Source organism: Pseudoxanthomonas sp. UTMC 1351, assembly GCF_040948865.1.
Lineage (GTDB): Bacteria > Pseudomonadota > Gammaproteobacteria > Xanthomonadales > Xanthomonadaceae > Pseudoxanthomonas_A.
On the sequence record NZ_JAVGJT010000024.1, the window covers coordinates 19,518 to 44,547 of the forward strand.

General features: G+C 61.3%; 21 protein-coding genes and 1 pseudogene. 14 read left to right on the forward strand and 8 right to left on the reverse strand.

The genetic code is table 11. From position 1 onward, the window contains the following. Positions 1–16: 16 nt before the first annotated feature. The 3 genes from AB6O04_RS15940 (at position 17) to AB6O04_RS15950 (ending at position 2,197) form a co-directional block, all read left to right on the forward strand. Positions 17–538, forward strand: a complete 522-nt coding sequence (locus AB6O04_RS15940) for a hypothetical protein (protein WP_368565126.1) — start codon at positions 17–19, stop codon at positions 536–538. Positions 539–665: 127 nt separating this feature from the next. After that, a complete protein-coding gene (locus AB6O04_RS15945; protein ID WP_368565128.1) occupies positions 666–1,496 on the forward strand; it encodes an NrdJb in 831 nt (276 codons plus the stop codon). Positions 1,497–1,570: 74 nt separating this feature from the next. Beyond that, entirely contained in the window at positions 1,571–2,197 is a 627-nt protein-coding gene (locus tag AB6O04_RS15950; protein WP_368565129.1) for a serine/threonine protein kinase, read from the forward strand. A gap of 222 nt (positions 2,198–2,419) precedes the next feature. On the opposite strand, the gene AB6O04_RS15955 is transcribed toward AB6O04_RS15950, so the two are convergent. Further along, the gene (locus AB6O04_RS15955; RefSeq protein WP_368565131.1) at positions 2,420–3,610 is read right to left on the reverse strand and encodes a serine hydrolase domain-containing protein; all 1,191 of its coding nucleotides are present in this window, start codon (positions 3,608–3,610) and stop codon (positions 2,420–2,422) included. A gap of 180 nt (positions 3,611–3,790) precedes the next feature. Then, positions 3,791–5,005, reverse strand: coding sequence for a hypothetical protein (locus AB6O04_RS15960; protein WP_368565133.1), 1,215 nt, complete (start codon positions 5,003–5,005; stop codon positions 3,791–3,793). 379 nt (positions 5,006–5,384) lie between these two features. Here AB6O04_RS15960 and AB6O04_RS15965 point away from each other — a divergent pair, with 379 nt between their 5' ends. Beyond that, entirely contained in the window at positions 5,385–6,020 is a 636-nt protein-coding gene (locus AB6O04_RS15965) for a dihydrofolate reductase family protein (protein WP_368565135.1), read from the forward strand. A 277-nt stretch (positions 6,021–6,297) separates the two neighbouring features. Here AB6O04_RS15965 and AB6O04_RS15970 read toward each other — a convergent pair. Further along, a pseudogene (locus tag AB6O04_RS15970) lies at positions 6,298–8,432 on the reverse strand (putative bifunctional diguanylate cyclase/phosphodiesterase). Positions 8,433–8,775: 343 nt separating this feature from the next. Between AB6O04_RS15970 and AB6O04_RS15975 the strand changes: the two are divergent. From AB6O04_RS15975 to AB6O04_RS15995, 5 genes are all read left to right on the forward strand, one after another. Continuing rightward, the gene (locus AB6O04_RS15975; RefSeq protein ID WP_368565136.1) at positions 8,776–8,901 is read left to right on the forward strand and encodes a hypothetical protein; all 126 of its coding nucleotides are present in this window, start codon (positions 8,776–8,778) and stop codon (positions 8,899–8,901) included. Positions 8,902–8,997: 96 nt separating this feature from the next. Next, positions 8,998–11,418 (forward strand): carboxypeptidase regulatory-like domain-containing protein, encoded by a 2,421-nt coding sequence (locus AB6O04_RS15980; protein ID WP_368565137.1) that lies wholly within the window; start codon positions 8,998–9,000, stop codon positions 11,416–11,418. 27 nt (positions 11,419–11,445) lie between these two features. Beyond that, on the forward strand, positions 11,446–12,105 hold the full coding sequence (locus tag AB6O04_RS15985) for a response regulator transcription factor (RefSeq protein WP_368565138.1): 660 nt from the start codon (positions 11,446–11,448) through the stop codon (positions 12,103–12,105). After that, positions 12,086–13,471, forward strand: coding sequence for a sensor histidine kinase (locus AB6O04_RS15990; protein ID WP_368565140.1), 1,386 nt, complete (start codon positions 12,086–12,088; stop codon positions 13,469–13,471). Before AB6O04_RS15985 ends, AB6O04_RS15990 begins: the two co-directional genes overlap by 20 nt. A 145-nt stretch (positions 13,472–13,616) precedes the next feature. Further along, the gene (locus AB6O04_RS15995; RefSeq protein WP_368565141.1) at positions 13,617–14,117 is read left to right on the forward strand and encodes a transposase; all 501 of its coding nucleotides are present in this window, start codon (positions 13,617–13,619) and stop codon (positions 14,115–14,117) included. A 182-nt stretch (positions 14,118–14,299) separates the two neighbouring features. On the opposite strand, the gene AB6O04_RS16000 is transcribed toward AB6O04_RS15995, so the two are convergent. Beyond that, the gene (locus AB6O04_RS16000) at positions 14,300–14,953 is read right to left on the reverse strand and encodes a hydrolase (protein ID WP_368565143.1); all 654 of its coding nucleotides are present in this window, start codon (positions 14,951–14,953) and stop codon (positions 14,300–14,302) included. 199 nt (positions 14,954–15,152) lie between these two features. On the opposite strand from AB6O04_RS16000, the gene AB6O04_RS16005 reads away from it, so the two are divergent. After that, the gene (locus AB6O04_RS16005) at positions 15,153–16,049 is read left to right on the forward strand and encodes a LysR family transcriptional regulator (protein WP_368565144.1); all 897 of its coding nucleotides are present in this window, start codon (positions 15,153–15,155) and stop codon (positions 16,047–16,049) included. Between the two features lie 138 nt (positions 16,050–16,187). Beyond that, positions 16,188–17,087, forward strand: a complete 900-nt coding sequence (locus tag AB6O04_RS16010) for a LysR family transcriptional regulator (RefSeq protein WP_368565145.1) — start codon at positions 16,188–16,190, stop codon at positions 17,085–17,087. Here the strand turns inward: AB6O04_RS16010 and AB6O04_RS16015 are convergent. The 3 genes from AB6O04_RS16015 to AB6O04_RS16025 form a co-directional block, all read right to left on the reverse strand. Next, entirely contained in the window at positions 17,072–17,680 is a 609-nt protein-coding gene (locus tag AB6O04_RS16015; RefSeq protein ID WP_368565147.1) for a LysE family translocator, read from the reverse strand. The genes AB6O04_RS16010 and AB6O04_RS16015 overlap by 16 nt on opposite strands. 218 nt (positions 17,681–17,898) lie before the next feature. After that, positions 17,899–18,510, reverse strand: coding sequence for an N-acetyltransferase family protein (locus tag AB6O04_RS16020; RefSeq protein WP_368565148.1), 612 nt, complete (start codon positions 18,508–18,510; stop codon positions 17,899–17,901). A gap of 93 nt (positions 18,511–18,603) precedes the next feature. After that, positions 18,604–19,398, reverse strand: coding sequence for an AraC family transcriptional regulator (locus AB6O04_RS16025; protein WP_368565149.1), 795 nt, complete (start codon positions 19,396–19,398; stop codon positions 18,604–18,606). A 311-nt stretch (positions 19,399–19,709) separates the two neighbouring features. On the opposite strand from AB6O04_RS16025, the gene AB6O04_RS16030 reads away from it, so the two are divergent. From AB6O04_RS16030 to AB6O04_RS16040, 3 genes are all read left to right on the forward strand, one after another. Then, on the forward strand, positions 19,710–20,147 hold the full coding sequence (locus AB6O04_RS16030; RefSeq protein WP_368565150.1) for a DUF1801 domain-containing protein: 438 nt from the start codon (positions 19,710–19,712) through the stop codon (positions 20,145–20,147). A gap of 306 nt (positions 20,148–20,453) precedes the next feature. Further along, the gene (locus AB6O04_RS16035) at positions 20,454–22,913 is read left to right on the forward strand and encodes a beta-L-arabinofuranosidase domain-containing protein (protein ID WP_368565152.1); all 2,460 of its coding nucleotides are present in this window, start codon (positions 20,454–20,456) and stop codon (positions 22,911–22,913) included. Positions 22,914–23,347: 434 nt separating this feature from the next. Next, positions 23,348–23,938 (forward strand): DUF2242 domain-containing protein, encoded by a 591-nt coding sequence (locus AB6O04_RS16040; RefSeq protein ID WP_368565153.1) that lies wholly within the window; start codon positions 23,348–23,350, stop codon positions 23,936–23,938. A 192-nt stretch (positions 23,939–24,130) separates the two neighbouring features. Here AB6O04_RS16040 and AB6O04_RS16045 read toward each other — a convergent pair whose 3' ends face one another. Next, positions 24,131–24,967 (reverse strand): helix-turn-helix domain-containing protein, encoded by an 837-nt coding sequence (locus AB6O04_RS16045; RefSeq protein WP_368565154.1) that lies wholly within the window; start codon positions 24,965–24,967, stop codon positions 24,131–24,133. Positions 24,968–25,030 lie beyond the last annotated feature (63 nt).

Consider the following 25,030-nt stretch of genomic DNA (forward strand, 5'->3'; position numbering starts at 1 on the left):
CCCATAGGAGGGCAGCATGAATAACGGTAATGGTGTAGCGGCGACGCTTTCCGACGCCGCCGAAAGCGTGAAAGACAAAGCGATGGAAATCGGCGGAGCGATGGTCGACAGCGCCAACGCCACCGTCGCCAAGGCGAAAAAAGCGGCCAAGAACGCGCGCAAGGAAGTCACCAAGCGCACCGACAAAGCCACCAAGGCAGTCAAGAAAACCGTGGCCAAAGCCAAGAAGAAATTGGCCGCAGCCAGCGCCTCTGCCAAAGCAGAAGCCGCCAGTCTGCAAAGCCGCGTAACCGGCAAGAAGCCGGCAAAGAAGACCGCCAAGAAAGCAGCCAAGAAAGCAGCCAAGAAAACCGGCACCAAGACCGCGGCCAAAAAGGCTCCCGCCAAGAAAGCCGCCACCAAGAAAACAGTGAAGAAAGCGCCTGCCAAGAAAGCGCCGGCAAAAAAAGCAGCACCCAAGAAAGCGGCTAAGAAAGTCGCCAGCAAAGCCCCGAAGAAAGCCGCCAAGAAAGCAACCAAAAAAGTGGCCCGTAAGTAAGTGCTCCAGTTCCCTCCCCCGCTTGCGGGGGCGGGTTAGGGTGGGGGCCAGCCACAACGCCTGCACCACCCGCTAACAATTCCACGTAGACACCAATTCCACGTAAACGCAAAACAGGATTCCCCGTATGGCCGTCAAGATCGACAAGAAAATCAAGGGCTACAGCGTACTCACCGCGGAAGACAAGGCTCGCGAATCCGCGCCGGTCGTCCATGCCGAGTCGATCAGCCGCGCCAAGGCCGAGGCCGAACTGCCCACCGCCGACATCATCCACATGCACGAGCGCATCGAGCGCCCGGAAGTACTGATCGGCAGCACCTACAAGATCAAATCCCCGCTGGTGGAACACGCCATGTACGTGACCATCAACGACATCGTGCTCAACGCCGGTACCGAACACGAACTGCGCCGCCCGTTCGAGATTTTCGTCAACAGCAAGTCGATGGAACACTTCCAGTGGATCGTCGCCCTGACCCGCATCATGTCCGCCGTGTTCCGCAAAGGTGGCGACGTCACCTTCCTGGTCGATGAAATGAAAGCCGTATTCGACCCCCGCGGCGGCTACTTCAAGGCCGGCGGCGTCTACATGCCATCCCTGGTCGCCGAACTCGGCGCCATCGTCGAAGAACACATGAAGTCCATCGGCCTGATCCACGACCCGGAAATGAGCGACCACCAGCGCGCCATCCTGGCCGAAAAACGCGCCCAATACGAAAACCGCGCAAAAAAAAACTCTGACATAAGCTCTTCCCCCTCCCTTGCGAAAGCAGGGGAGGGTCGGGGAGGGGTCGCTCTTGATCTTGAGCCCTCCAACACCACCGAAGACATCTCCGTCACCGGCGACGGCACCAGCTTCCCCCCCTCCGCCACCCTCTGCCACAAGTGCAACACCAAGGCGCTCGTCATCATGGATGGCTGCGCTACGTGTTTGAATTGTGGGTATTCGAAGTGTGGGTGATGTCGATGCGCTGATGTCAGGTCTGTACGAGGAACTTATCAGCGCCAGCCTGGCGCGACCATGGATGACCAAATATGCCGCCAACAGTAGATCGGTTAAGCGGGTCGGAAGTGCAAGGATGGTGCTTAGGAAAGGTAATTGGAAATGGCGCGGACGGCGTTGTGTATTCCGCGGAAGGGAAAGGTCGTTCCGCGGCTGTCAAAATTTTCTTTCCAGAGAATTTGCAAAAAGAGGAATGGTCGGGTGCGCGCGATCGCCTTGAACTGCAGCTTTCGCTGAAAGGGGAAAAGCATCACCCCAACCTTGTTGAAGTTATCGATGGCGGTGAACTAGAAGAATACTCAACCATCTATTTGGTCATGGAGTATGTTCCTGGAAGCTCGCTGGACAAGATCTGTGGAAAGATTCCGCCTGAGGTCGTGCAGCAGCTAATCTGGCAGCTAGCCTCTGCGTGCAAATGGCTGGAAGATCGCGGCCTGGCTCATCGAGATATCAAACCGGCAAACATCGTAATCAGCGAGGATTTCAGCCAACTAACGCTCCTTGATCTCGGGGTCATTCACTGGCTGCCGACAGACGGAGATGGTCGGCTGTCCGGCGACGAATTTGTGGCGACAACCGCTAGTGAGCCAACGTGGCCCGGTGCAAAACAGGGGTTAGAGTCTGAGGTATCCCCACGAATTCTTTCAGAGATTCAATGATTTAGTGCTGCGTCTGCACTCCCCCCCTTTGAAAAAGGGGGGGAGGGGGATTTGCACGGCGCCCGACCATCACAACCGCCAAGAGCAAATCCCCCTAAATCCCCCTTTTTCAAAGGGGGACAACCGGCTTCGGAAAACGTGGGGATACCTCAGACTCTGACCCCTGTTTTCACCCCTGTTTTCCGGTGCGCTGCGCTTACCCAGGGCTACGGGCTACTTGCTCTAACGCGTTGCTTGCGCGCGGTCGCGCGCGAGCCATCGTCGGTACTGTCCCGGGAAGGGCGAGCCCGGGTCGAGCAGTTCCAGGAGTTCCGGCATTGCCTCTAATCCACGTCGGTTCGGCGCATTGAGAAAAATGATCAGTCCATCCCGAGTCGGCAGCCGGATATAGCCCAGCGCTACCTCCGCCCAATCGTTGCCGCCATGGCCAAGAATTCGCATGGCGTCATATTCGATGACTTGGAAGCCGAGGCCATATCCTTGTGCACGAGGACAATCGATAGTCGTGCTGTCTTCGCAGTCGACGACGGCATCATCGCCGGTATCGACCAAGACACTATCGCGCGCTAATGGTGTGTCGGCGTTGCCGGACTCGTCGTGAGCGACCATGGCAAGGAAGCGCGCGTAGTCCGGCACGGTTACCAGCATGTCATCGGCGGCGGAATAGCTACCTTCTTTGCGACACCCACCCTTTGGCCGGCACCACATGCGGTGGGCCGTGCCCTCGTCGTCGATAGGAACGGCGACATCGCGTAGCCCGTCGCGTCGTATATCCATCACCGCATGCTGCATCCCGGCGGGTTCGAACACCAGCTCCTGCACCACTTGTGGGAATGGGCGCTGCAGTTTGTTGGAGATCGCGCGCGCGAGGTATTCGAAACCTTCACCGGAATAGCCATATGCCTCGCCTGGCGTTCGGGTGAACGCGAGCTTTCCGTCGCTGCGGAAGAACCGCCAGTTAGGAAAGCCGGTGGTGTGGGTGAGGACGGTACGTGCCGTCAGCGACTGCAGTCTTTTGTCGCCGGCGATATCGGGATCGACCCAGTACGCCGCTAGTGGTTCGTCGAGGTCCAGTTCACCGGCATCGACGAGCCGCAATGCGGTTTCCGCAGTTACGGTTTTGGTGATGGACGCGACGTTGAACCGCGTAGTCGCGTTGGCCGGCACGCCTGGCGATGCATCGCCGTGGTACAGCGCCCAAGCGAGCTTGCCATCCACAAGGATGCCGAGGCCGGCAGTGACGATGCGATGTTTGTCGAGGGCATCCTGCAGCGCTAGTTCGACCGCAGGTGTCGGTGGCCTCAGGCCGCGACCAGTCTCTGCCGAGGAGCGCGACGTGGTAGCACAGCTGCCGAGCAGCATGGCCAGGATCAACCAGGACAGGCATGTTGGAACGATAAGACCGGTGCGCATCGCAGGTTCCCCAGATTGAGCGTCCAGGATGTTGATGCGGGTGAAAGACGAAGGGTTTAGATGCAAAGCGGGGTCAGAGTACCTTTTCTCTGGAAATGTACTCTGACCCCTGTTTCCGTTGACCCCTGTTTCCCCCTGTTGATGATCAGTTGATGGGCGCCCAATGTTGTCGATGGTCAGCTAGGGTCTAGCCAATATCCACTGCAGAGCTGCATCTCCCCCCGCGCTGAACAACGACCAATCGGGGTCGATTCGCTGATCGGGGAATACAGCGTCAGTCTCTGAGTCGGGCTGAAATCTGTACCTGAGCATCGAACAAGATACACGCAGCTTTGAGAGTGGAAGCGTGAACAAATGGTTCTCCTGGTATCCGTTGGGGCGCGCACCCGTGGGCTCGCCGACCAGGATTGCTTCTGTCTCTCTGCGAAAATCGGTGATGTTGGTCATGCCAGCTGAAAATGCGCCGCGGCCCGTAATCACGAAAAGGTGTCCAGCACGGTTTAAGGCTGGCATGAATATCAGCTTGTAGATGAGGTATTCCCTCCCCTTGGTGAAGTTTCCACCTTGGTTCCAGCGCATATCGATTATCAGGCGTGTTACCGGATGCTTCCCGATGTATTCCCAAAGCCGTGCGGACTGCGTCTCCAGGTCTTGGTAGGAGCGGAAATTCACATAAACCGTTTTCGAGTCAGCCAGGTAAGTAAACCAAAGCGCATCCTCCGGGTGCTGAAAGGGCAGTGGCACCGGTTCCATAGCCACGTCCCCTGAGTTACTGGCTCCTGCAGGACGAGGCCGAATCCGCAGCTTGAAGCGACGACCAGAATCATCCTCAAACGTGAAATCCGCGGAGCCCGGAGCCGCAATCACGCCCAAGGCGGCTAGCGGCTCGACGCTCATGAGCTGCTTTGCGCTGCTGTCCAGCACATACCACTGATTCTCAGCTTGCGGGACAAACTGTTGAATTCTCTTCTGGGCTTCCGCAATGGATACGGATCCGATCGAGACAATCCGGGCTCCCAGTGCTTCCCGGTATTCCGGAGCCGCACGGATTACTCGCAGATCGTTGCCAAACCAAAAGACCTCCAGCGGAAATCTCTCATACAAGCCTGATGTGTCCAGAAATGTATGCCCGTCGCCAATGAGGGCAGCCAAGTGCTGCAATCCAGCGACCACTTCGTAGTTTTTCATCGAGGGGATCCGCTGGCGCAGGTGGGATACCGCCTGGTCGAATTCAGTCTGGCTGATGAAGTGAAAAGGATCTCGGTGTTTCGTCGTGATCTCGTTGGCGAAAAATTCGACATCCTGTCGCCACTGTTCGGCAGTCAAAGCCGGAAGCGAAGCTTCAGCATGAGCAAAGTTGCAAGCAAGGAGCAGGATGCAGAACAGTTTTTTCATAAGCACATCAGTCTTCGGCTTGGACGGGTACTTCGCGCGAGGGTAGCTGTAGATGTCCTGTCCGTCGGCGCTGGTGCTCGCCCGAGCGTTCGAAGACATCTGTTCCGACTCGGCGGTTCGGATCTATCGTTTAGGATGCGCAACCCGCTCGAAGGGTTTAAATGGCAGCGCAAAAACGGGGTCAGAGTACGTTTAACCCGGTCTTGTCCAAGTGCGGGCAGACGATCTATCCCGGTTTCAGCCTCCACCACGCGATCAAGTGTCGAGATGAGCGTCCGCTGTTCGTCGTAGAGATAGACGCCATCCTGGCCGCCGAAGACGACGCGCTGCCGGGTCCATCCTTACATGCCGACAGGCAGCCCACGACGGAAGTACGCCGATGTCCCTTACCCGGATCCACAATCTGTCCATCTCGCTCGACGGCTTCGCCACCGGCGAGCCCCAGTCCAAGGAGGCCCCGTTCGGCCACGCCGGTGAGCGGCTCCACGAATGGATGTTCGCCACTCGGTTCTGGAGAAAGACCGGCGGCACCGTGGGCGCCGACCACGCCTTCGCGGAGCGCCACGAACCCGGTATCGGCGCCGAGATCATGGGCGCCAACAAGTTCGGCCCACCCGGCTGGCAGGACGACCCGGACTGGAGGGGCTGGTGGGGCCCGAATCCGCCATTCCACACGCCGACCTTCGTGCTCACCCACCGGCCGCGACCACCGATCGAGATGGCGGGCGGCACCACTTTCCACTTTCTCGATGCGTCCCCGGCCGAGGCGCTCCAGGCTGCACGGGAAGCCGCCGGCGGCCAGGACGTGCGCATAGGTGGCGGCGCCACCGTGGTCCGGGACTTCGTTGCCGCCGGGCTCGTCGACCACATGCACCTCGTCCAGGTCCCGATCGTGCTCGGTCGCGGGGTCCGGGTCTGGGACGGCCTGGAGGCGCTTGAGCAGGACTACGACATAGAGGTGGTCTCAACGCCGAGCGGCGTCACGCACCTGACCTTCATGAGAAAACGGGGCTGAGGGTCGGCCATCCACAACGAAACAGGGGTCAAAACAGGGGTCAGAGTGCCTTTTTCTTTGCGGGTCGTCCGGGGCGGCCGAGCCCCGCTTGCCGCTTCAGTTGTTGCTCGATCTGCGCTTGAAATTTGTCGGAACCCAATGCGCGCTGTCGCTGGACATAACAGCGTATGAGAAACGGGGTCAGAGTACGTTTTCTAAGTAAGAAGCGTACTCTGACCCCGCTTTTCTGTTCCGGCAGGGGCGCGAGGTGTTGGGGCTGTAGCCGAACGGGAACGGGTCAGCTATCTGGGAGAAACAACCGCTCCGACTGTTGTTGCGGTATCGCGCCGTATATCCAATCCGGCTCCATCGGCTTTGCGAACAGGTATCCCTGTCCTTGAGTGCAGCCCAGGTCCAACAGTATTCGCCTTTGCTCTTCCTGCTCGACTCCTTCGGCAACGACGTCGAAGCCGAGACTGGACCCGATCGTGACAATTGCCTGCACTATGGCTTGGTCGCGCGCATCCTCTGCGATACTGGTGATGAAGGTCCTGTCGATCTTGAGCGTGCGAATCGGCAGTTCCTTCAAGTACCGGAGCGATGAGTAGCCGGTTCCGAAGTCGTCGATCGCAAGCGCGACGCCAAGGCGGTTGATCTCCTGCATCCGCTTGATCAGATCCTCGGTGTTCCCAAGCAGGCAAGATTCGGTGATCTCCAGTTCCAGTTTTCCGGGGGGAAACCCGTTCTCCCGCAGCACCGAAGCGAGGAATTCGGAAACCCGCTATGCGAGAGATGCTCGGTGCCGATATTCACGGCGATGCGGCCGAACGGAACCCCGGCCTCCAGCCACTTCCGCCCTTGTCGACAGACGCTTCGAAGCGCCCACTCCCCGACCGGGACGATCAGTCCATTTTGTTCGGCTATCGGTATGAACCGATTAGGCGGAATCGCACCCTCCAGCGGGTGGAGCCATCGCGCCAGGGCTTCCATCCCAAGCCACTCTCCTGATCGCAGGTCGACCAAGGGCTGGTATTGGAAGGTGAGCGCCTCGTTCTTGAGCGCGCTACGCAGATCGTTTCCGACGCGAACGCGTTCCGTGGCGCTGGCGGTCAGCTCTTCGTTGTAGAAGCTGTAGCCATGGCGGCCGGACTTGGCCGCGTACATGGCAGCGTCGGCATGTTGGATGAGCTCCTCGGCAGTCAGCGCGTCGTCAGGGTATATGCTGATGCCGATGCTGCCCGCTGCATGCAATTTCAGTTCCCTGAACTGTATTGGCACCTCCAGGGAGCGAATAATTCTTTCAGCAGGAAGTGCGGCCTCGATGGGGGCGCCAATGCCATTGGCAAGCATGATGAACTCGTCGCCACCGAAGCGCGCGAGCACGTCGTTGCCACGCAGCTGTTGCCTCAGGCGCTCCGCGATCTCCCGCAGCACTTGATCGCCGACGGCGTGGCCGAGGCTGTCGTTGATGGACTTGAAGTCGTCCAGGTCCATAAAAAGAACCGCCAGCCGGGTGCCAAGCCGGCGACTGCTGTCCAGCTCCGATTCCAGCTGCTGAGCGAAATGGCTTCGGTTCGACAGCCCTGTCAACGCATCTGTGTGCGCGAGATGGTACAGCGCCAGGCGCACGGCGCGCTGATGATCAATCCACGCAACGAGCAACCCGAAGCCGAGGATCAGGCTGGCAATGCCCGCGATCGCCATTCCTATCGCGGTGGGCGACATCAGCGGCCCGGACTGCTCCACCATTGGCGCTTCGTAGACTTGAGCCGCCCCCATCGCGGTGAAATGCATGCCGGCGACCGCCAGCCCCATCAGGACGCCCGCCGCGATCCGGGCCGACAGGCCGGGGACCGGGAGCCAGAGGCGCAGACCGTAATGGATCAGCAAGGCAAACAGCGCCAGGACGAAGGCGACGAGGATTGACAGGCAGAACAGTGCGAAGTCGTAGCGCAGGCTGACCATGTTCATCGCCTCCATGCCACTGTAGTGCATCGTGCCGATGCCCAATGCGAGCAGCAGCGCGCATGCTAGCAATCGGGGGACCTTCGACTTGGGCTGGCTCAGGAATTGCAACGCAGCGGCGCTGCCGATGATCGCAGGCGCTATCGAGGCAAGGGTGATGACGACGTCGTAACCGACGTGCTCGTGGCCCTGTACCGAGAACGCGAGCATCGCCGTGAAGTGCATCGCCCAGATGCCGCAACCCATCACAATCGCGCCCCCGACCTGCCACCAGAGCTTGGCGCCTGACGTGCGTGAAGCCGCCATGCGGTCGGCCAGGGTCAGCGCCGTGAAGCCGGCCAGGCAGGCGATGGCGATTGATGCGCCGACGAGCAGTGGATCGTGGTCGCCCTCAAGCAAACGGCCCAGCGACGGATCTTCACGGTCAAAGCGCCAGAAATTCATCGTGCACCATGGTGGAAGTCGCATCACGATAGCCGGGTAGCTGTGATAGCGATAAAAACGGGGTCAGGTTCACTTAATTGGTAATAGGAGGGCCGTAGGCTGGGTTAGTACACCAACCCAGCCAACTCGCCTTGCGCCCCGAAAACGGGGTCAGAGCGAAAACGGGGTCAGAGTACGTTCTTACCCGGTCTTGTCCAAGTGCAGTCAGACGATCTATCCCGACTTCAGCCTCTAACATGCGATCAAGTGTCGAGATGAGCGTCCGCTGTTCGTCGTAGAGATAGACGCCATCTGGCCGCCGAAGACGACGACGCGCTGCCGGGCCCATCCTGACATGCCGACAGGCAGCCCACGACGGAACACACCGATGTCCCTCACCCGGATCCACAATCTGTCCATCTCGCTCGACGGCTTCGCCACCGGCGAGCCCCAGTCCAAGGAAGCCCCGTTCGGCGAGGTCAAAAGCCAGAAAGGAGGGGCAGAGTCACTCTGACCTCCGTTCCGGGCCCCCGTTCCGGCAAGTTTCGCGACAGACTCGATTGCTAGCATCGCTCGCCGATAACGATCAACCGTTTCGAGGAGCCCGTCGATGCTGTATCGATTCTTGCTGCTTTTCGCTCTCGTGTATGCATCCGTCTCACTTCCGGCGCATAGCCAGGCGCAACAGGGGGCGGTGGGCGCCGTTCGCGGGCGCATCGTGGATTCGGTGACTGGGCGGGCAGTGCCGATGGCGACGGTACACCTCATCCGCAATCAGCGCGTCCACGGCACGGTTGAAGCCGGTACCACCGGAGAGTTTTCGTTCGATCACGTCCCGGAAGGTGTGTATTCGGTCGAGGTGGAAGAGAAGGGCTACCTGAAAGCCGTGCAGGCGGATGTACGGGTCGTGCTTCGTAGAGCGACCGCCGTCGAGTTCGCGCTGGTGCGTGGGGGCGATGTGGTGGTGCTTGACGAAGTGGTTGTCTCGGCGCGCGCGACGGCGGGGGATCCGCGGGCGACGCCGAACACCGTGCTGCTGGAACGTGAAGAGATACGACGCAATCCCGGCAGCGCAGGCGACGTGTTCCGCGCGTTGGACGTCCTGCCTGGCGTCGTCTCGACGGGTGAGTTCTCAAGCTTCACCGTGCGCGGCAACGGGCCGCGGGACAACCTGATCCTGATCGATGGCATTCCTTTCGACAAGGTTGCGCATTTCGATGAGTCGTTCGGCGAGCAAGAAGCCGTCGATGGCGGCGGACGATACTCGATCTTCGCTCCGAACATCATCGGCAGCGCCAAGTTTTCTCCGGGTGGCTGGCGGGTGGCCGAGGGCGGCAAGAATGGCTCGCTGCTCGAGCTCGATATCGCTGAAGGTAACCCCGTCAGCTCCACGGCCGGCGCACGTGTCGACATCATCGGGATCGAGGCGGACTACGACGGGCCGAGCTATGTGGCCGATAACACCAGCTTGCTGATTTCAGCGCGCCGGTTCGATTTCAGCAATCTGTTCGAAGCGATCGATGAGAAGGACATCGGCACGCAGCGCCTGACGGATATCATCGTGAAGTCCGTCACCGACCTGAATGACGATCATCGTCTCGAGCTGCTGGCGATTTCCGCAAGAGAGGATTCCAAGCGAACGGTCGAGAATGCGCTCGCGTCCGAGAACTTCGAGGACGTGGGGCTCGAGGATTCGAGGCAGGACAGCACATTGCTCGGGGTGACGTGGCGGTGGTCTCCCGGTGATGTCGCACAGTTGCGCAACACGTTCTATTACCGCAACAGCGACACGACGGGCACGGAGGGCGAGGCGTATCCGGATCTCGCGGGTCCCGACCCGACACCTGCGACGACGCCGGTCCGCGAGAACATTCTGCGCGTCAAGGAGCGTGAAACCGAGATCGGCTGGCGCAGCGATTTCACCACGATGCTCGGCTCGGATGGAATCTTCTCCGCCGGCGCGCTGGTCGCTCGCGTGGATCTCGACTTCGACCGTCGTCTCTCCGGCGACTGGATACGGTACGTGTACGAACAGTCGGACTTTCGCGCCGACCCGACACAACAGTACATCGTGCTGACGCCCGAGGAATACGACTCGGCGTTGAGCGCATCGAAGACGCGGATCGCCGCGTATGCCGACTACGCCTGGACCCTCGGCGATTTCACGTGGACACCCGGAATGCGCTACGAGCGCGATGGGTTCTCCGGAAAGTCCAACGTCGCCCCGCGCCTGCTGGTGAGTTGGCAGCCTGATGCGGTTACCCGGGTGTGGACCGGAGGTGGCGTGTATTACCAGGCACCGCGTTATCTTGATATCGCAGCCGATCCGTCCAATCTTGATCTGAAGAGCGAACGCTCCATGCAGTGGGTGCTGGGCTATTCCCGGCACCTTAGCCAGGACCTGCGTTTTTCGGCCGAAGGGTATTATCAGCAGCTCGACGATCTGATCGTGTTCGACGATCAGACCACCAACACTGCAACCAACAGAGGCGAGGGGTCCGCGACGGGCGTGGATCTGATGCTTGCCAAGCGCATGAGCCGAGGCTGGAGCGCTTCGGCGACCTACTCATACTCGCGCGCCCGCCGCGATGACAGGCTCGGCGAAGGGGAGTATGCGTCGGATTGGGATCGGCCGCATGCGTTCGGTATCGTCGGCGCCTGGCAGCCGAGCGATCGTTGGACATTCTCGGCGAAATGGAAATATGCTTCGGGCCGGCCCACCGATGCGTTCGTCGTGCACAGCGACGTGTTGGGAGGCGCAGGCCCCGTGCGCTACTCGAAGGAGCTGACGCGCACCAACGCCGAGCGTCTGCCTGCCTATCATTCGCTGAGTCTGCGCGCGGACTACCAGCGCCGCTTCGGCCCGCTGAGCCTGGTGGCTTATCTGGACATCCTGAACGTCTATGGTCGCGAGAACGCCAACGGTTATGAATGGGACGAACGTCGCGGCGTCAACATCATCGAAGGACTCGACGAGCCGCTGCCCACCATCGGACTCAGGTTCGAATACTCTTGGACGCCAGGCGAATGAGCCGGTCACTGAGGTGGCCCAGTGAGATTGCTCCTCATCGAAGATAACCAGCGCCTCTGTCAGGCTGTCGCGGAGAGCCTGCGTGCGCAAGGGTTCGCGGTCGATACCGCGGCCTCGGCGTCGGAGGGACTGCGGGTCTGGCGGGCGGCCGACTACGATGCCGCCGTGCTCGATCTCATGCTCTCGGACGGCAACGGCCTCGATGCGCTGAAGGAAATGCGTGACCGGGGCAACATGACGCCCGTGCTGATCCTCACCGCGCTGGGTGCGGTCGAGGATCGCGTGAGTGGTCTGGATTGCGGCGCGGACGACTATCTCGTCAAGCCCTTCGCGATGCAGGAGCTCATCGCTCGGCTGCGCGCGCTGTTGCGTCGTCCGGGTGCGGCGTTGGGCCGCACGTTGACGCTCGGTAGCGTGAAGCTGGATACATCTGCACGCATCGCCACCGTCGCCGAGACGCCGCTCGATCTGACACGCTCGGAGCTGGTCGTGCTCGAAGCGCTGCTGCGCAATCAGGGGCGCGTCATCTCGAAGGAGCGGCTTTCCGAAAGCCTGTACGATTTCGAGAAGGAGCGCAGCGCCAACTCGGTGGAGACGCAGATGCACAGGTTGCGCAAGAAGCTGGCGGCCGCGGGCGCTGATGTTTCGCTCCGGACTTTGCGCGGTCTTGGCTATCTTGCCTCCTGAGCGCGGCGCGATGCGAGCCCCGTCCCTGCTTCGAGCACTCGTCGTTCGACTGACCATCGTGGTCGTGCTGGCGCTGGCCGGCAGCTATCTGGTGTTGTACTTCGAATTTCGCGAAGGGCTGTGGGGTCTGGAAGGCCAGAGCATAGCCATCCAAGTGCAGGATCTGCGTGCGTCGATCGTGCCGGGGACGGACGCGCCGCGCCTCGAGTTGCCACGGCACCTGCAAGCGTTCTACGCCCAACCGGATGCGTTGAATGGTTACCAATTGCTGAGCGCAGATGGCACGATGCTGGCGTCAGGCGGTTTCTCTGCGCCTGATCTGCCATTGCCGGTCGGTCAAGGCGGTGGGCAGGTCGTCATGCAGCTGGAAACGGATGCGGTGTCAGGCAGCCGCATCATGGCTGCGGCGCTTCATCTCGATGATCGTCATGGCCCATACTGGTTGCGTGTGGTGCGGAATCTCGAAGATCCAGAGAGTCTGGTCGCCCAGCTCATGCTCGGCGCGTTGGACGAGCTGTATTGGCCGATTGCCCTGCTGCTGATCGCCGTGGTCAGCGTCGTGGTCGTGACGGTGCTGTCGTCGCTTCGCTCCTTGCGTGCCGTCTCGCATCAGGCCTCAATGTTGTCGCTATATCGTTTGGACGAGCGGTTGCACGCCAAGAACCTTCCTCGGGAGCTCGTTCCTTTGGTTCAAGCGGTCAACGCCTCGCTCGGTCGGCTGGAAGCTGACTATCGCGTGCAGAGGGAATTTACCGCCAACGCCGCGCATGAGCTGCGTACCCCGCTTGCGACGTTGCGAGCACGGCTTGAGTCCCGCTTCTCGGCGCAGGAGCTGGGCGATGTTACGTTCGAAATCGAACAGCTCGCGCGGCTCGTTGAGCAATTGCTCTGTCTTGCGCGTCTCGATTCGCAGGAACAGTTCCAGTTTGCCGCGTTCGACGCTCACGCCGTAGCGCTGGAAGTGGCTCGGGAGCTGGCGCCGGTTGCGCTCGAATCAGAGCACTACGTGATCGCCACGACGCCCGACGCTTCCGTGCCTGCGTACGGGAATGCAACACTGACGCGCCTGGTCTTCCGCAACCTGATCGAGAACGCGATTCAGTACACGCCTGCCGGCACGTCGATCACGCTGTCCGCTGATCCTGCCACTGTGATCATTGCCGATGATGGGCCCGGAATCGCTGCGCATACCGCTGCGTCTCTGTTCGAGCGGTTCCGCCGCGGTCCCAATGCCTCGGGCCCCGGCGCGGGTCTGGGGCTCGCAATCGCGAAGTGCATCATGGAACGGCAAGGCGGACGTCTGTCGCTCGACGCGAATGCGGCCCGCGGGGCGCGTTTCGTGATGGAGTTTCCCGAACCTGCGTAAGCCAGCGTAGCCCGGGTAAGCGAAGCGCACCCGGGGTGCTTCACACGGAAACTCCGACCGCCGCAGTGCGATTTTGGCCTTGTTCGAGGCGACACATCGCGCGATTGCCCTAGCGCTACACGGACCGCATGGGTAACCTCCACCCATGGTTGGATATCGCCGCAATCGGATTGCAGGCGCAACGTACTTCTTCACCGTGACGTTGCGCGACCGCAGGAGCGACCTGTTGGTCCGTGAAGTAGACGCGCTGCGCGACGCGTGGCGGGCAGCTGCACGTCGCGTGCCGCACACCGTGATCGCGGCGGCCGTCTTGCCCGACCACCTGCATGCCGTCATCCGCATGGATGACGGCACCGCCAACTACCCGCGCCTGTGGCAGGACATCAAGAAGGGTTTCACCCGGCGCACCTCTGAACCGGGTTCTCCGTCAGCGTGGCAATCACGCTACTGGGAACGGACTGTGCGTGATGAAGAAGAACTTCAAGCACTCGTGGACTACGTCCATATCAACCCGCTGAAGCACGGTTTGGTTGAGGCGGTGGCGGAATGGCCGTACTCCACTTTCCATCGCTACGTGAGGAACGGCTGGCTGCTTTTGGATTGGGCGGGATCTCCCGGATCGACCGGGAAGTTTGGGGAACGTTGAGGCAATCCCCGGGTGCGCTGCGCTTACCCGGGCTACTTGCTCGGGGTGCCTTATATGGAAGTAGTTCGCCATATGGTCGCGCTGTGGCGCGCTTCTTCATCGCCCGCGCTGAGCAGCTATCGGGGCGCGGTGCGGCCTTTGGCCTACCCAGGCTACTTGATGGTCCCGTCAGCCCGCCCGGATCAGCCTGCAATAGTGGCCACCGACGTGTTGAGCAGTTGCTGCTCCCATAGGTAGGCGATGCCGCTGCCTGCGGCGTGTTGCTTCAGTATCTCGGTCAGTTCACCAGCGTGCTCGGTACGGGCCCAGTCGCGCTGCCATTCCGCCGCCAGCGCTAGCCAAGTCATCATGTTCGCGCCGGCCGCGATCATGCGCTGGATCGCCACTTGGTGCGCTTCGACCGAAACGGCGCCGGAGGCATCGGTAATCACCGTCACGTCCCAGCCTTCGCCCAGCGCCTGGATCACTGGCATCGCAACGCAGATCTCGGTCCAAAGGCCGGCGATGATCAGCTGCTTGCGGCCGGTCGCCTTGACCGCGTCCACCACCTTCTTGTCTTCCCAGGTATTGATGAAGGTCCGGTCGATCACCTCCTGGCCAGGGAATACGTCGGTGATATGCGGGAAGATGAGACCGCCGCGGTCGGCGACCACGCTGGTCAGGATGGTCGGCACGCCAAAGGCCTTGGCGGCTTTCGCCAGCGCCGTCGCATTGTTGACCACCATCTGCGGGTCGTGGCTGTTGACGTTAGTGAGCTGGTAAGGCTGGTGGTCGATCAGAACGAGGACCGAATCTTCGGGGCGAAGAAGCGATGCAAGGCCATTGCGAAACGTCATGAAGATATCCTTTGCTGCCGTTGTGGGGGAGTGGTCATGCTGCGGCACACGCAGCTACGCATACGCTGCCGCGGGGACAAACCTTGCCATTCGCATTCGCACGGCGGTAGCGCCTGTTTGTGCCAAGCTGTGTCGCAGATCCGGGAACGCCGAACTGGCTATCCTTGTGTCAGGCTGTATCGCAAATTGGGAACGCCATTTGGATATCGAAGCGCTGCGGGCATTCGTGGAAGTTGCGGACGCAGGGGGAGTCTCGCCCGCTGCGCGCCGGCTCGGCGTTTCCAAGTCGATCGTCAGCCGGCAACTCGCCCGGCTGGAAGCGGAACTGGGTATCCAGCTGCTTGCACGAACCACCCGCGGCGCAGCCCTCACCGAAGCCGGGGCCACGTTTCGGGACCACGCCGCCAGAGCCTGTGCCGAGATGGACGCGGCCCGGGACGCGATCCTGCCCACGGATGAGTTGCGCGGCCGCTTGCGGATTGCGGCGCCGCTTTCTTTCGGCCCGACCCATTTCGCTTCTGTGTTCGCGGAAATGGCGCGACGTCACCCGCAGCTCCACGTCCATACCGCCTACAGCGATCGCTTCGTTGATATCGTCGCCGAGGGGTTCGACTGTGCGATCAGGGTGGGCTACCTGCAGGATTCCAGCTTGATCGCACGGCGCGTCGGGCCGCTCCATGGAAAGCTCGTTGCAAGTCCGGACTATCTCAAGGCGCATGGTGCTCCCGAGACGCCGAAGGAACTGGCCGCCCATGAGGCGCTCATGCAGGGAACGGAAGCCTGGCAGTTCATGGATGGCAGCGAGGTTGTCACGGTCCATCCACGCGGGCGCTTCAAAGCCGACAACGGCACTGCGCTCATTTCCGCCGCTATCGCAGGACTCGGCATCGCCTGGCTTCCCGATGGCCTCACCAATGAATATGTCGCATCCGGTGCGCTGGTCCCGGTCATGACACGCTATCCACCGCCTCCGGCAGGCATCTATGTCATCCGCCCGCCGGGTCGGCACCCCGCACGGAAGGTAAGGGTGCTCACCGACATGCTGATCGAGTGTTTCGAACCGTTTCCGCGGCTAGCAGGTGCCGATCCGGCGTAGGCTACTGCTTCAACAGCGCAGCCGCTCCATCCACTGTGAGATTGCGATACTTCACGCGGCGGGCCTGGGCCCGCCCTATGACATCGTGTTCCACCTCCTTGCCCAACGCTGCCATGAAGGCGCCACCGGAACATCCGCATGATCGAGGACATCCGCTATCTCATTGCGTTCGCCAAGGTGGCCGAGACCGGTTCGTTCTCTGCGGGGGCGAAGGCGCTGGGGCTTTCGACGGCCGCGGCCAGCCAGTACGTTTCCAGGCTCGAGAAAAGCCTGGGCATTCCGCTGTTCTACCGCAGTACCCGTCGGCTGTCGCTCACGTTCGATGGCGCCCGGGTGCTGCAAACCGCGCAGGAGATGCTGGGCCTTTATCAGGATGGCATCGTCCAGCTCAAGCAGCGTCCCAGGGCCAGCCGCAAGCTCAAGATCACGATTCCCGCCGTGCTTATCCGCAGCGAGCTGATGGTGCAGATTGCGCGGTTCATCCGGGAATATCCCGACGTCGATATCAGCATCTCTTGCAGCGATACGCGCTACGACATCATCGGCGAAAGCTTCGACCTCGCGTTCCGGATTGGTGAACTCCCCGACAGTTCGCTCAAGGCGCGGCAGGTCTTTCTCCTCCCGCGGGTCATTATTGCCAGCCAATTTCTGTTGGACGAATATCCATCGGTTACCCACCCCAAGGACTTGGCGGATCTTCCCTGGATTGGGCTGACCATGCGCCCCAACCATCGGACACTGCGGAACGCCAGCGGCGACACATGCGACATCCGGTATGTGCCGCGCATTACCGTCGACAGCATCGAGGCCGCGTATCAGATGGCCAGGCAAGGCCTGGGTGTGACGGCGCCGCCAAATTTCCTGGCCAAGAACGATCTCGATCAAGGCATGCTCAGGGAGGTGATGCCAGGGTGGTCATTGGAGCCGCTGAAGGTCCACGCCGTTTGGCCGTCCAATGTCCCGGCGAGCAGTCCGGTGCATATCCTGCTCAAATCGCTAGGACACGCACCCGCTTCCTTGGATCAGCTGGTGGGTTGAAAGACCTGCATATAGACCAGGTAGATAGCCGTAGCGATCAGCAACCCGCCCATGGACAGATTGAACAGACGGATGCGGGTTGCGCTGTTGAGATACCTCGCGGCTCGGTCGCCCAGCAGCGCCCAGGCGGCAAGCGAGAGGTAGCAAATCAAAAAGTAAACGGCCACGAACACCAGCAGCGGCGCGGTGGTCTTTGGATCGGAGAACAGCGCCGCGCCGGATGCGCAGGCCATCCATGCCTTGGGATTGAGCCATTGCAACGCAAACCCCTGCATGAAAGTCGGGGCATTCTTTCTATCCACTGCAATTTGCGGGTCGGCCGACGCGATCTTGTACCCGATATAGACAATGAAGGCCGATCCCGATACGGCAAGCGCCTTCAGAAATAGCGGGTAGCGAACAACCAGTTGAAGCAGCCCGAAACTGACGAAGATCAACAGGAGGGTAAAGCCGATCGTCGCACCAGAGACATAGGGAATAGTGCGCCGGAAACCGTGATTAACGCCCGACGAGACGATCACCATGTTCACCGGCCCCGGAGAGATCGATAGGGCGAGGGAGAATACGCACATCGATACAAGCAAAGACATCATGGCGCTTCTCGGTTCATCGTTTGATGGCGGATGGACTTTGCGGATGAATGCCGCAGGCTTTCCCTGAGCAGATCAGGATCCGCAACCAAGTCTATGGATGAATACCGGTCCCGATAACCACCGAAATCGTGAAATAAACCTTTAAACATTTCTCAATAGAAACCAGCGTGGCTCGGTAAACCAGCGTAGCCTGGGTAATCGAAGCGCACCCTGGGTTTCTACAGAGCGGCAGGATGGCAAGGGTGATCGCTATCTTCTATTCGCTCCGCCAGCATCCTGGCCGTCTCGCCAGTCAAAAGCGAATCCGACAACACCACGGATGTTTCGATCTGCCGGTCGGAAATCGTCCAGTACGTGCGTAGCAGCAGCGCTTTGGCCGTTTCAGGCACAAGCTGGAAGCCGTGCCGCTCATAGAAACGGATTGCCCACTTGGCAGCACTCCACGTGCCGATCAGAACGGTGCGGTCTGTTTGCACGCGCAGATAGGCGAGCAATGCGCTGCCAACCCCATGTCCTTGATACGCGGGCAACACGTACGCGTGGCGGATCAAGTCAACATTACGGACATGCTGGGAACCCATGACGCCGGCCAGCACGCCATCGATTTCGCAGCCGGCAAAGACGACACCCGCGGCGAGCTCGGATTGGAGTTCCGTCGCGGACATGTAGGGTTCGTGCCAGCAATCCTTTGGAATCGTGCCGCGGTAGACCTCAGCCGCTGAGTTGATGATCGTCAATATCGCTCCTGCTTCATCCTCGCGGCATTGTCTGACCTTGGGATAAGGAGGGGCGGCGTTTGGATCGCTTTCGGATGACTCGGTGGGATTCATCGCTTGTCCTTTCATCGTTGGGCAGCCTGCACGGTTGGCTGAAAACAATGAAAGCACGCGTGATCGCGCGGGTATTGAACAAAATTGCAGGCGTCAGCGCATAGCTTCCGCGTAGGCACCTGGCGTCACGCCATAACGTTGGACGAACATCCGGTTGAAGTGGCTTTGATCGGAAAAGCCGCAGGTGGTTGCAGCCTCGGCCAGCGTGCCGCCGTCCGCGATCATCGCGCGAGCGGCATCCAAGCGCCGCTGCACGATGTACGCATGCGGTGTGAGCCCGGTGAGTTTGGCGAACCCCCGGACGACTTGAAAACGGCTCAGATCGGCTTCGCGCGCCAGTGCGGCGAGTGTAACCGGGGCAGCCGGATCCTCGTCGATACGCGCCTTGGCCCTTGCCAATGCTGATGCGGATGGAGGGGACGGCGGCTTCTTGTGGAGCATCCCGGCCAAGAGAAGAATCAACCGCTCTTGTGAACGCTCTGCGTCGGCGAATCGGCCGGTGGTCATTTCGTAGGCAAGCTCGAACGCTCGCGCGTGGCCCTGGCTCACGACGACAGGATGGGTGAACTCGAAACTCGCCGTAGCCCCTTCGCGTATATCGGCGACGATGGCTCCCACAAACTCGGGAGCCAGGTAGAGCATTCTCCAGGCGCGGCTGTCGCCAATCGGCATGCCGTCGTGCACCTCGCCCGGATTGCAGGTAATGATGCTCCCCGGGCCGGCTTCCACCATTCCGCGCCCACTCCAGGACCGGTGCGCGCCGTCGACGATCAAGCCAATACCGTACCCGTTGTGCGCATGGCGAGGGAACACATGCGATGAGCGAGCTTCAACAGCTTGCACATTCCGGAACGCGCACGGTCGCATCGTGAAGGAACTTCGGCTCATGTCCTCTTTAGTCCTTGCCCGTGCCGTACATCGCACGGTCGTTATAGCGTTGCACAGAGTGCGTTGGGAAACCTAAATCAGGTTGGAGTACCACCGCAACGAGTGGACGGCAGACGCAACGTACTTCTTCACCGTGGCATGTGCGACGCACCCGGGGCCGCTTCAAGGCTTGGGAGCGTGTGGAGTACGGCCATTTCGCCACCGCGTCACGTGTTTCGGGGGGATAGCTAGTAGGATGCGGATGGCCGTAATCAAGCCCAGGTTCGTTTAAAAGGTAGTTTCGCGCCGCAACCCACAATTGCGAGGTGCTCATGGCAGAGGCGAAAACCAAACCAACGCAGTTGTCGGCCGAGGAGTACGTCTCGCAGATTTCCGATCCCGCGCGACGGACAGACTGCCAGGACCTGCTTAAGCTCATGAGCCGTGTCACCAAGCAGCCGCCGGTAATGTGGGGCGCCAGCATCGTGGGCTTTGGCAGCTACAGGTATACCTACGCGAGCGGCCATTCGGGCGAGTCATGCGCCACCGGCTTCTCCGCGCGCAAGAGCGACATCAGCATCTACTTGATGGTAGATACGTCGCCGCAACAGGAACTCTTGTCGCGCCTCGGCAAGCACAAAATGGGCAAAGCCTGTCTGTCGATCAAGCGACTCGCCGATGTTGACCACAACGTGCTGGAACAGCTCATCACCGAATCGTTCATTGAAGTCGGACGACGTCACGGGAGCAACCACGCCAAGCCAACGTAGCCTGGTAAGGAGCACGCCCGGGAGCCTTCGCAAACGCACCACATCGCACGACCATGCACACCCGGCACGCCGCCGAATCGGGCTCCCCATCAGCGTGGCAATCGCGTTACTGCGAACGCACCGCGCGCGACGAAGAAGAACGGCAGGCCCTCGTTGACTGCGTTCACACCAACCTGCAGAAAATGGCTTGACGCGGGGCGGCGTTTCCCAATCCCCGGCTTTGCGAAGGCAAGGTCTCAACTTGGCATCGCTGCCGCGAATATTTTCATTGGACCGGCGGTCAATGCCGTCTTAACCTCGGTCACCATGAGCAACGACCACGCCAACGGATTTAGCCGACGCAGCTTCGTCAAATCGCTGGCCTTGGCCGCGGCGGTGCCGCGACTGGCATGGGCCGGTAGCGCCGCTGGTACCGGAACCGGTGTCGCCAGCATGTTCGCGCTTGGCGACGTCCGTCTTGGCGAAGGAGTGTTCGCACACTCCCATGCGCTCAACCGTCGCTATTTGGCCGCACTGGCGGTCGACCGCCTGGTTGCGCCTTATCGGATCGAAGCCGCGTTGGCGCCGCGCGCGTCCAAATACCCCAACTGGGAGTCGATGGGCCTGGAGGGGCACACGGCGGGGCACTACTTGTCGGCCCTGGCGCAGGAAGCCGCTCAAGGCGATGACGAAATGCGCCAACGCCTCGACTACATGGTGGCCGAACTGGCCGCCTGCCAGCAGGCCAACGGCGATGGCTACGTTGGCGCCGTCCCCAACGGCCGCGTGCTGTGGAGCAGTGTCGCGGCGGGCACCGTCGATGCCAGTTCTTTTTCGTTGGGCAATGCGTGGGTGCCGTTCTACAACCTGCACAAGATGTTCGCCGGTCTGCGCGATGCCTGGTGGTATGCGGGCAATCGCCAAGCCCGCGGGATGTTGATCGCCTTCGCCGACTGGGCCGATCGCCTGGTGGCCGGACTCGACGAGCAGCAGATGCAGACGCTGCTCGCCACCGAGCATGGCGGCATGAATGAGGTGCTGGCCGACGTCTACGTCATCACCGGCGAGCGGCGCTACCTGGCATTGGCCCGCCGCTTTTCTCACCGTGCCTTGCTTGAACCGCTACTGCGTCGCGAAGACGCGCTGGACGGCCTGCACGCCAATACTCAGATTCCCAAAGTCATCGGCTTCGCCCGCATCGGCGAACTGGATGATGACCAGGCTTGGATCGACGCGGCCACGTTCTTCTGGGAGACGGTGACCCGGCGCCGCAGCATCGCTTTCGGCGGCAACAGTGTGCGCGAGCACTTCAATCCGGTCGATGATTTCAGCGCCATGGTGGCATCGCCGGAAGGGCCGGAGACCTGCAACAGCTACAACATGCTGCGCCTGAGTACGCTGCTGTACCGGCTGGATCCGCAGCCGCGCTACGCCGATTTCTATGAGCGCACGCTGTTCAACCACATTCTCTCCAGCCAGCACCCGCAACACGGTGGCTTGGTTTACTTCACTCCGATCCGTCCGCGCCACTACCGGGTCTATTCGCAGCCGCAGGAATGCTTCTGGTGTTGCGTTGGTACCGGCATCGAGAACCATGGTCGCCATGGTTCATTCGCTTACGCCCATGACGCGCACTCGCTGACGGTCAACTTGTATATGGCTTCGCAATTGCAATGGCGCGAGCGCGATCTGGTGTTGCGCCAGGACACGCGCTTCCCGGACGAGGAGTCGAGCCGGCTGTCCCTGCAACTGCGCAAGCCGCAGCGCTTCCACCTGCGTCTGCGTCATCCGCACTGGTTGGAAGGGCTGTTGAACGTGCGCATCAACGGCAAGTCCTGGCCGCTGCAGTCCACTCCTTCCTCCTACGCCAGTATCGAGCGCGAATGGGCTGATGGAGATATCGTCGAAATCGACTTGCCCATGCGCACTCGCGCTGAAGGATTGCCGGACGATTCGGACTACGTGGCGCTGATGCATGGCCCGATTGTGCTGGCCGCCCGCACCGGCACCGAGAATCTGGACGGATTGATTGCCGATGATGGCCGCGGCAGCCACGTCTCGCCGGGTTCTTACCTGCCGTTGAACCGTGCGCCGATGCTGGTGGGCGACCGGGATACGCTGGCTACTCAAGTCAGACCAATGCCGGGACGCCCGCTCACTTTCGAGGCCGGCGGACTCGTCCAGCCCGCCGCGTTCCATTCACTGCTCTTGGAGCCGTTGTTTCGTGTGCACGACGCGCGATACGTTGTGTACTGGCGTACCGCCACGGCATCGGCTTATCCCGCGGTGATCCGCCAGATCGAAGCCGAGGAGCGTCAGCGGCAGGCGCTGGAGGATCGCACCCTGGACCAGGTGGTTCCTGGCGAACAGCAGCCCGAGGTCGAGCACCAGTACCAGGGCGAGGACAGCGGCACCGGTATCCGCATGGGACGCCACTGGCGCGATACGGGCCGGTGGATTTCGTACCGGCTGAAAGCACGCGACGGCACCGATCCGGCCACTGTCCTCGAACTGCTGCTTACCTTTGATGGCGGCGACCGCAACGAAGGCTTCGACGTGCTGGCCGATGGACGCCGGCTGACGACGATCAGGCTGAAGGGCGATGCGAAAGACACCTTCGTCGAGCGCAAGATCGCCTTGCCCCAGGACCTCGCTCAAGCTGCTGTTCGAGAAGGCTTGATGATCAAGCTGGTCGCTCTCGCCGGGCAGCGAACCAGCGGCCTATTCGGTCTTCGCCTTCTGCGTACCGAAGCGGATGAAGACGCGATGCGGTTGAAGGCGGATTAGAGCTCTCAGTGTCTGGTCACTACTTCCTGGCTTGTCTCACGACCCCAGACGCGAATGCCGCGTTCGCGAGTTCGAGGAGGAGATAACCGCCATTAGGGAAGATCCGAACAACTCGCTTTCGCTGGTTATGACGATAGTTGTTCCGACCTTGGCTTAAACAACGCCGCGTTAAGGAACCTCTGAATAATTGTCGTCGTCCCCGCGAAGGCGGGGATCCAGCGACTTAAGCCATTGAAAGCAAAGGCGCTGGGTTGACCGGCATCCGCCGTTGAAAAGCGCTTCCGCCTTCGCGGGAAGCGCTCTTCAACAGCCGAATGGCTGGTCATGACGAGCAAAGCCGAATTGTTCAGGACCTTCCTTAAGGTGCCTTGCACGCTGCTGCCGCTACACTCCCGGATTCCTGAGAATCGCGCGTATCTCCCATGCTGTTTGCCATGTCCTGCCGATCCGTCGCATTTGCACTAGCCCTGGTTTCGTCGTTGGCCGCCTGCAGCTCCAACCGGAGCAAGGAACCAGCGCCGCCCTTGGGCGAGACGTTCGGCGCCGAAGACACGTACTCCCGTAGCTATGCGGTGCCGCCGGTCACGGCCTGCGAAGCCACGCGGCGCGCGTTGCTGGGGCAGGGCTACGTGATCGGCAAGATGGCACCGGAGACGCTGGAGGCGGGCAAGAGCTTCCAACCCGAATCCGACGTGCACACGCAACTCAAGGTGCTGGCGACCTGCGTGCCGCGGTCCGACGGTGGTTCGATCGTCTTCATCAATGCGGTACAGGACCGTTACGCCCTCACGTCCCAGTCCAACTCGGCCAGTGTCGGCGTGAGCATGATCGGTTCGTTGTCGCTGCCTGTTCCCGGAGGCAGCAATGCCAATCTCGTTCGAGTGGGCAGCAACACGGTGCAGAACCAGGACTTTTACCGCCGTCTGTTCGACCGCGTGACGTTCTATCTACCCGGCACCCCGGCCGACGCACCGCCTCCACCGGAGCCCGCCGGCCCACCCGATCCGGTCACGCCGAAGCAGTGAAAGCAGTTGCGGTCATAGGGTGGGCTCAAGCCCACCGCCGGGGTTCCATGTTCAATAGTGGTGGGCTGGAGCCCACCCTATGCGAGAACACATAGGCGCATCTGGACTGGAACAAGCGGGTAGCAGGCATGGCAGGCTAGGCGCGGTGAATTAGGAATCTGCGCATTGAAAGCCGTCGACCGGCTGCTTTTCTCAGACCCTGTGCTTCAGCCGCGGGATCCGGAACCGCAGCACCCGGCCGACCAACGACATCGCGCGCATGACCTTGGCCGTCTTCGCATCGGCGGGGAAGAACGACTCGATCGCCAGTTCCGACAACGTCACCTCCACGGGCGTGCCGAACACGGTGGTGGTGCTGAGGAAGGCGAGTTCGCCGACTTCGCTGCGCAGGCGCATGGGCACGGCGATCGCGGCGGGATCGGGCGACTCCTCGTCGTAGTCCGGCGCCGGATAGGACAGCAACTCCTGAAGCAGATTTTCGAGCACGCCGTCGCCGGTGGTCTCGACCTGCCTGCGCAGACGGTGGATCAGGTGCGCGCGCCATTGCCCGAGGTTGACGATGCGCGGCGCCACGCCCTCCGGGTGCAGGCTGAGGCGCAACACGTTGACCGGCGGTTCGAGCAAATGAGGCGCCACGCCCCTAAGAAATGGCGCCAGCGCGCGGTTGGCGGCATGCATCTGCCAATGGCGGTCCACGGCGAGCGCCGGATACGGCTCGTGGCCGCGCAGCAGTAGCTCGATCGTCTGTCGCGCCGCGGCCAGGGTTGAGTCGTCCAGCGAGCGCTCACCGTAGACCGGCGCGTAGCCGGCCGCGGTGAACATGTGGTTGCGGTCGCGCAGCGGCACGTCGAGCCTGTCGGACAGGCGCAGCAACATTGCCCGGCTGGGCTCGGAACGGCCGTTCTCCAGAAAGCTCAGATGGCGCGACGAGATGCCGGCCAGGCCGGCGAGGTCTTCCTGCGAAAGCAGTCGCCGGCGCCGCCAGTCGCGCAGTTGTTCCCCTACCGGGCGTTGTGCAGAAGCGGGCATGGTCATCCTGGAACGATAGCCGATCGCGGTACGGAATCTCATTACCTGACAGGTAATGGTGCG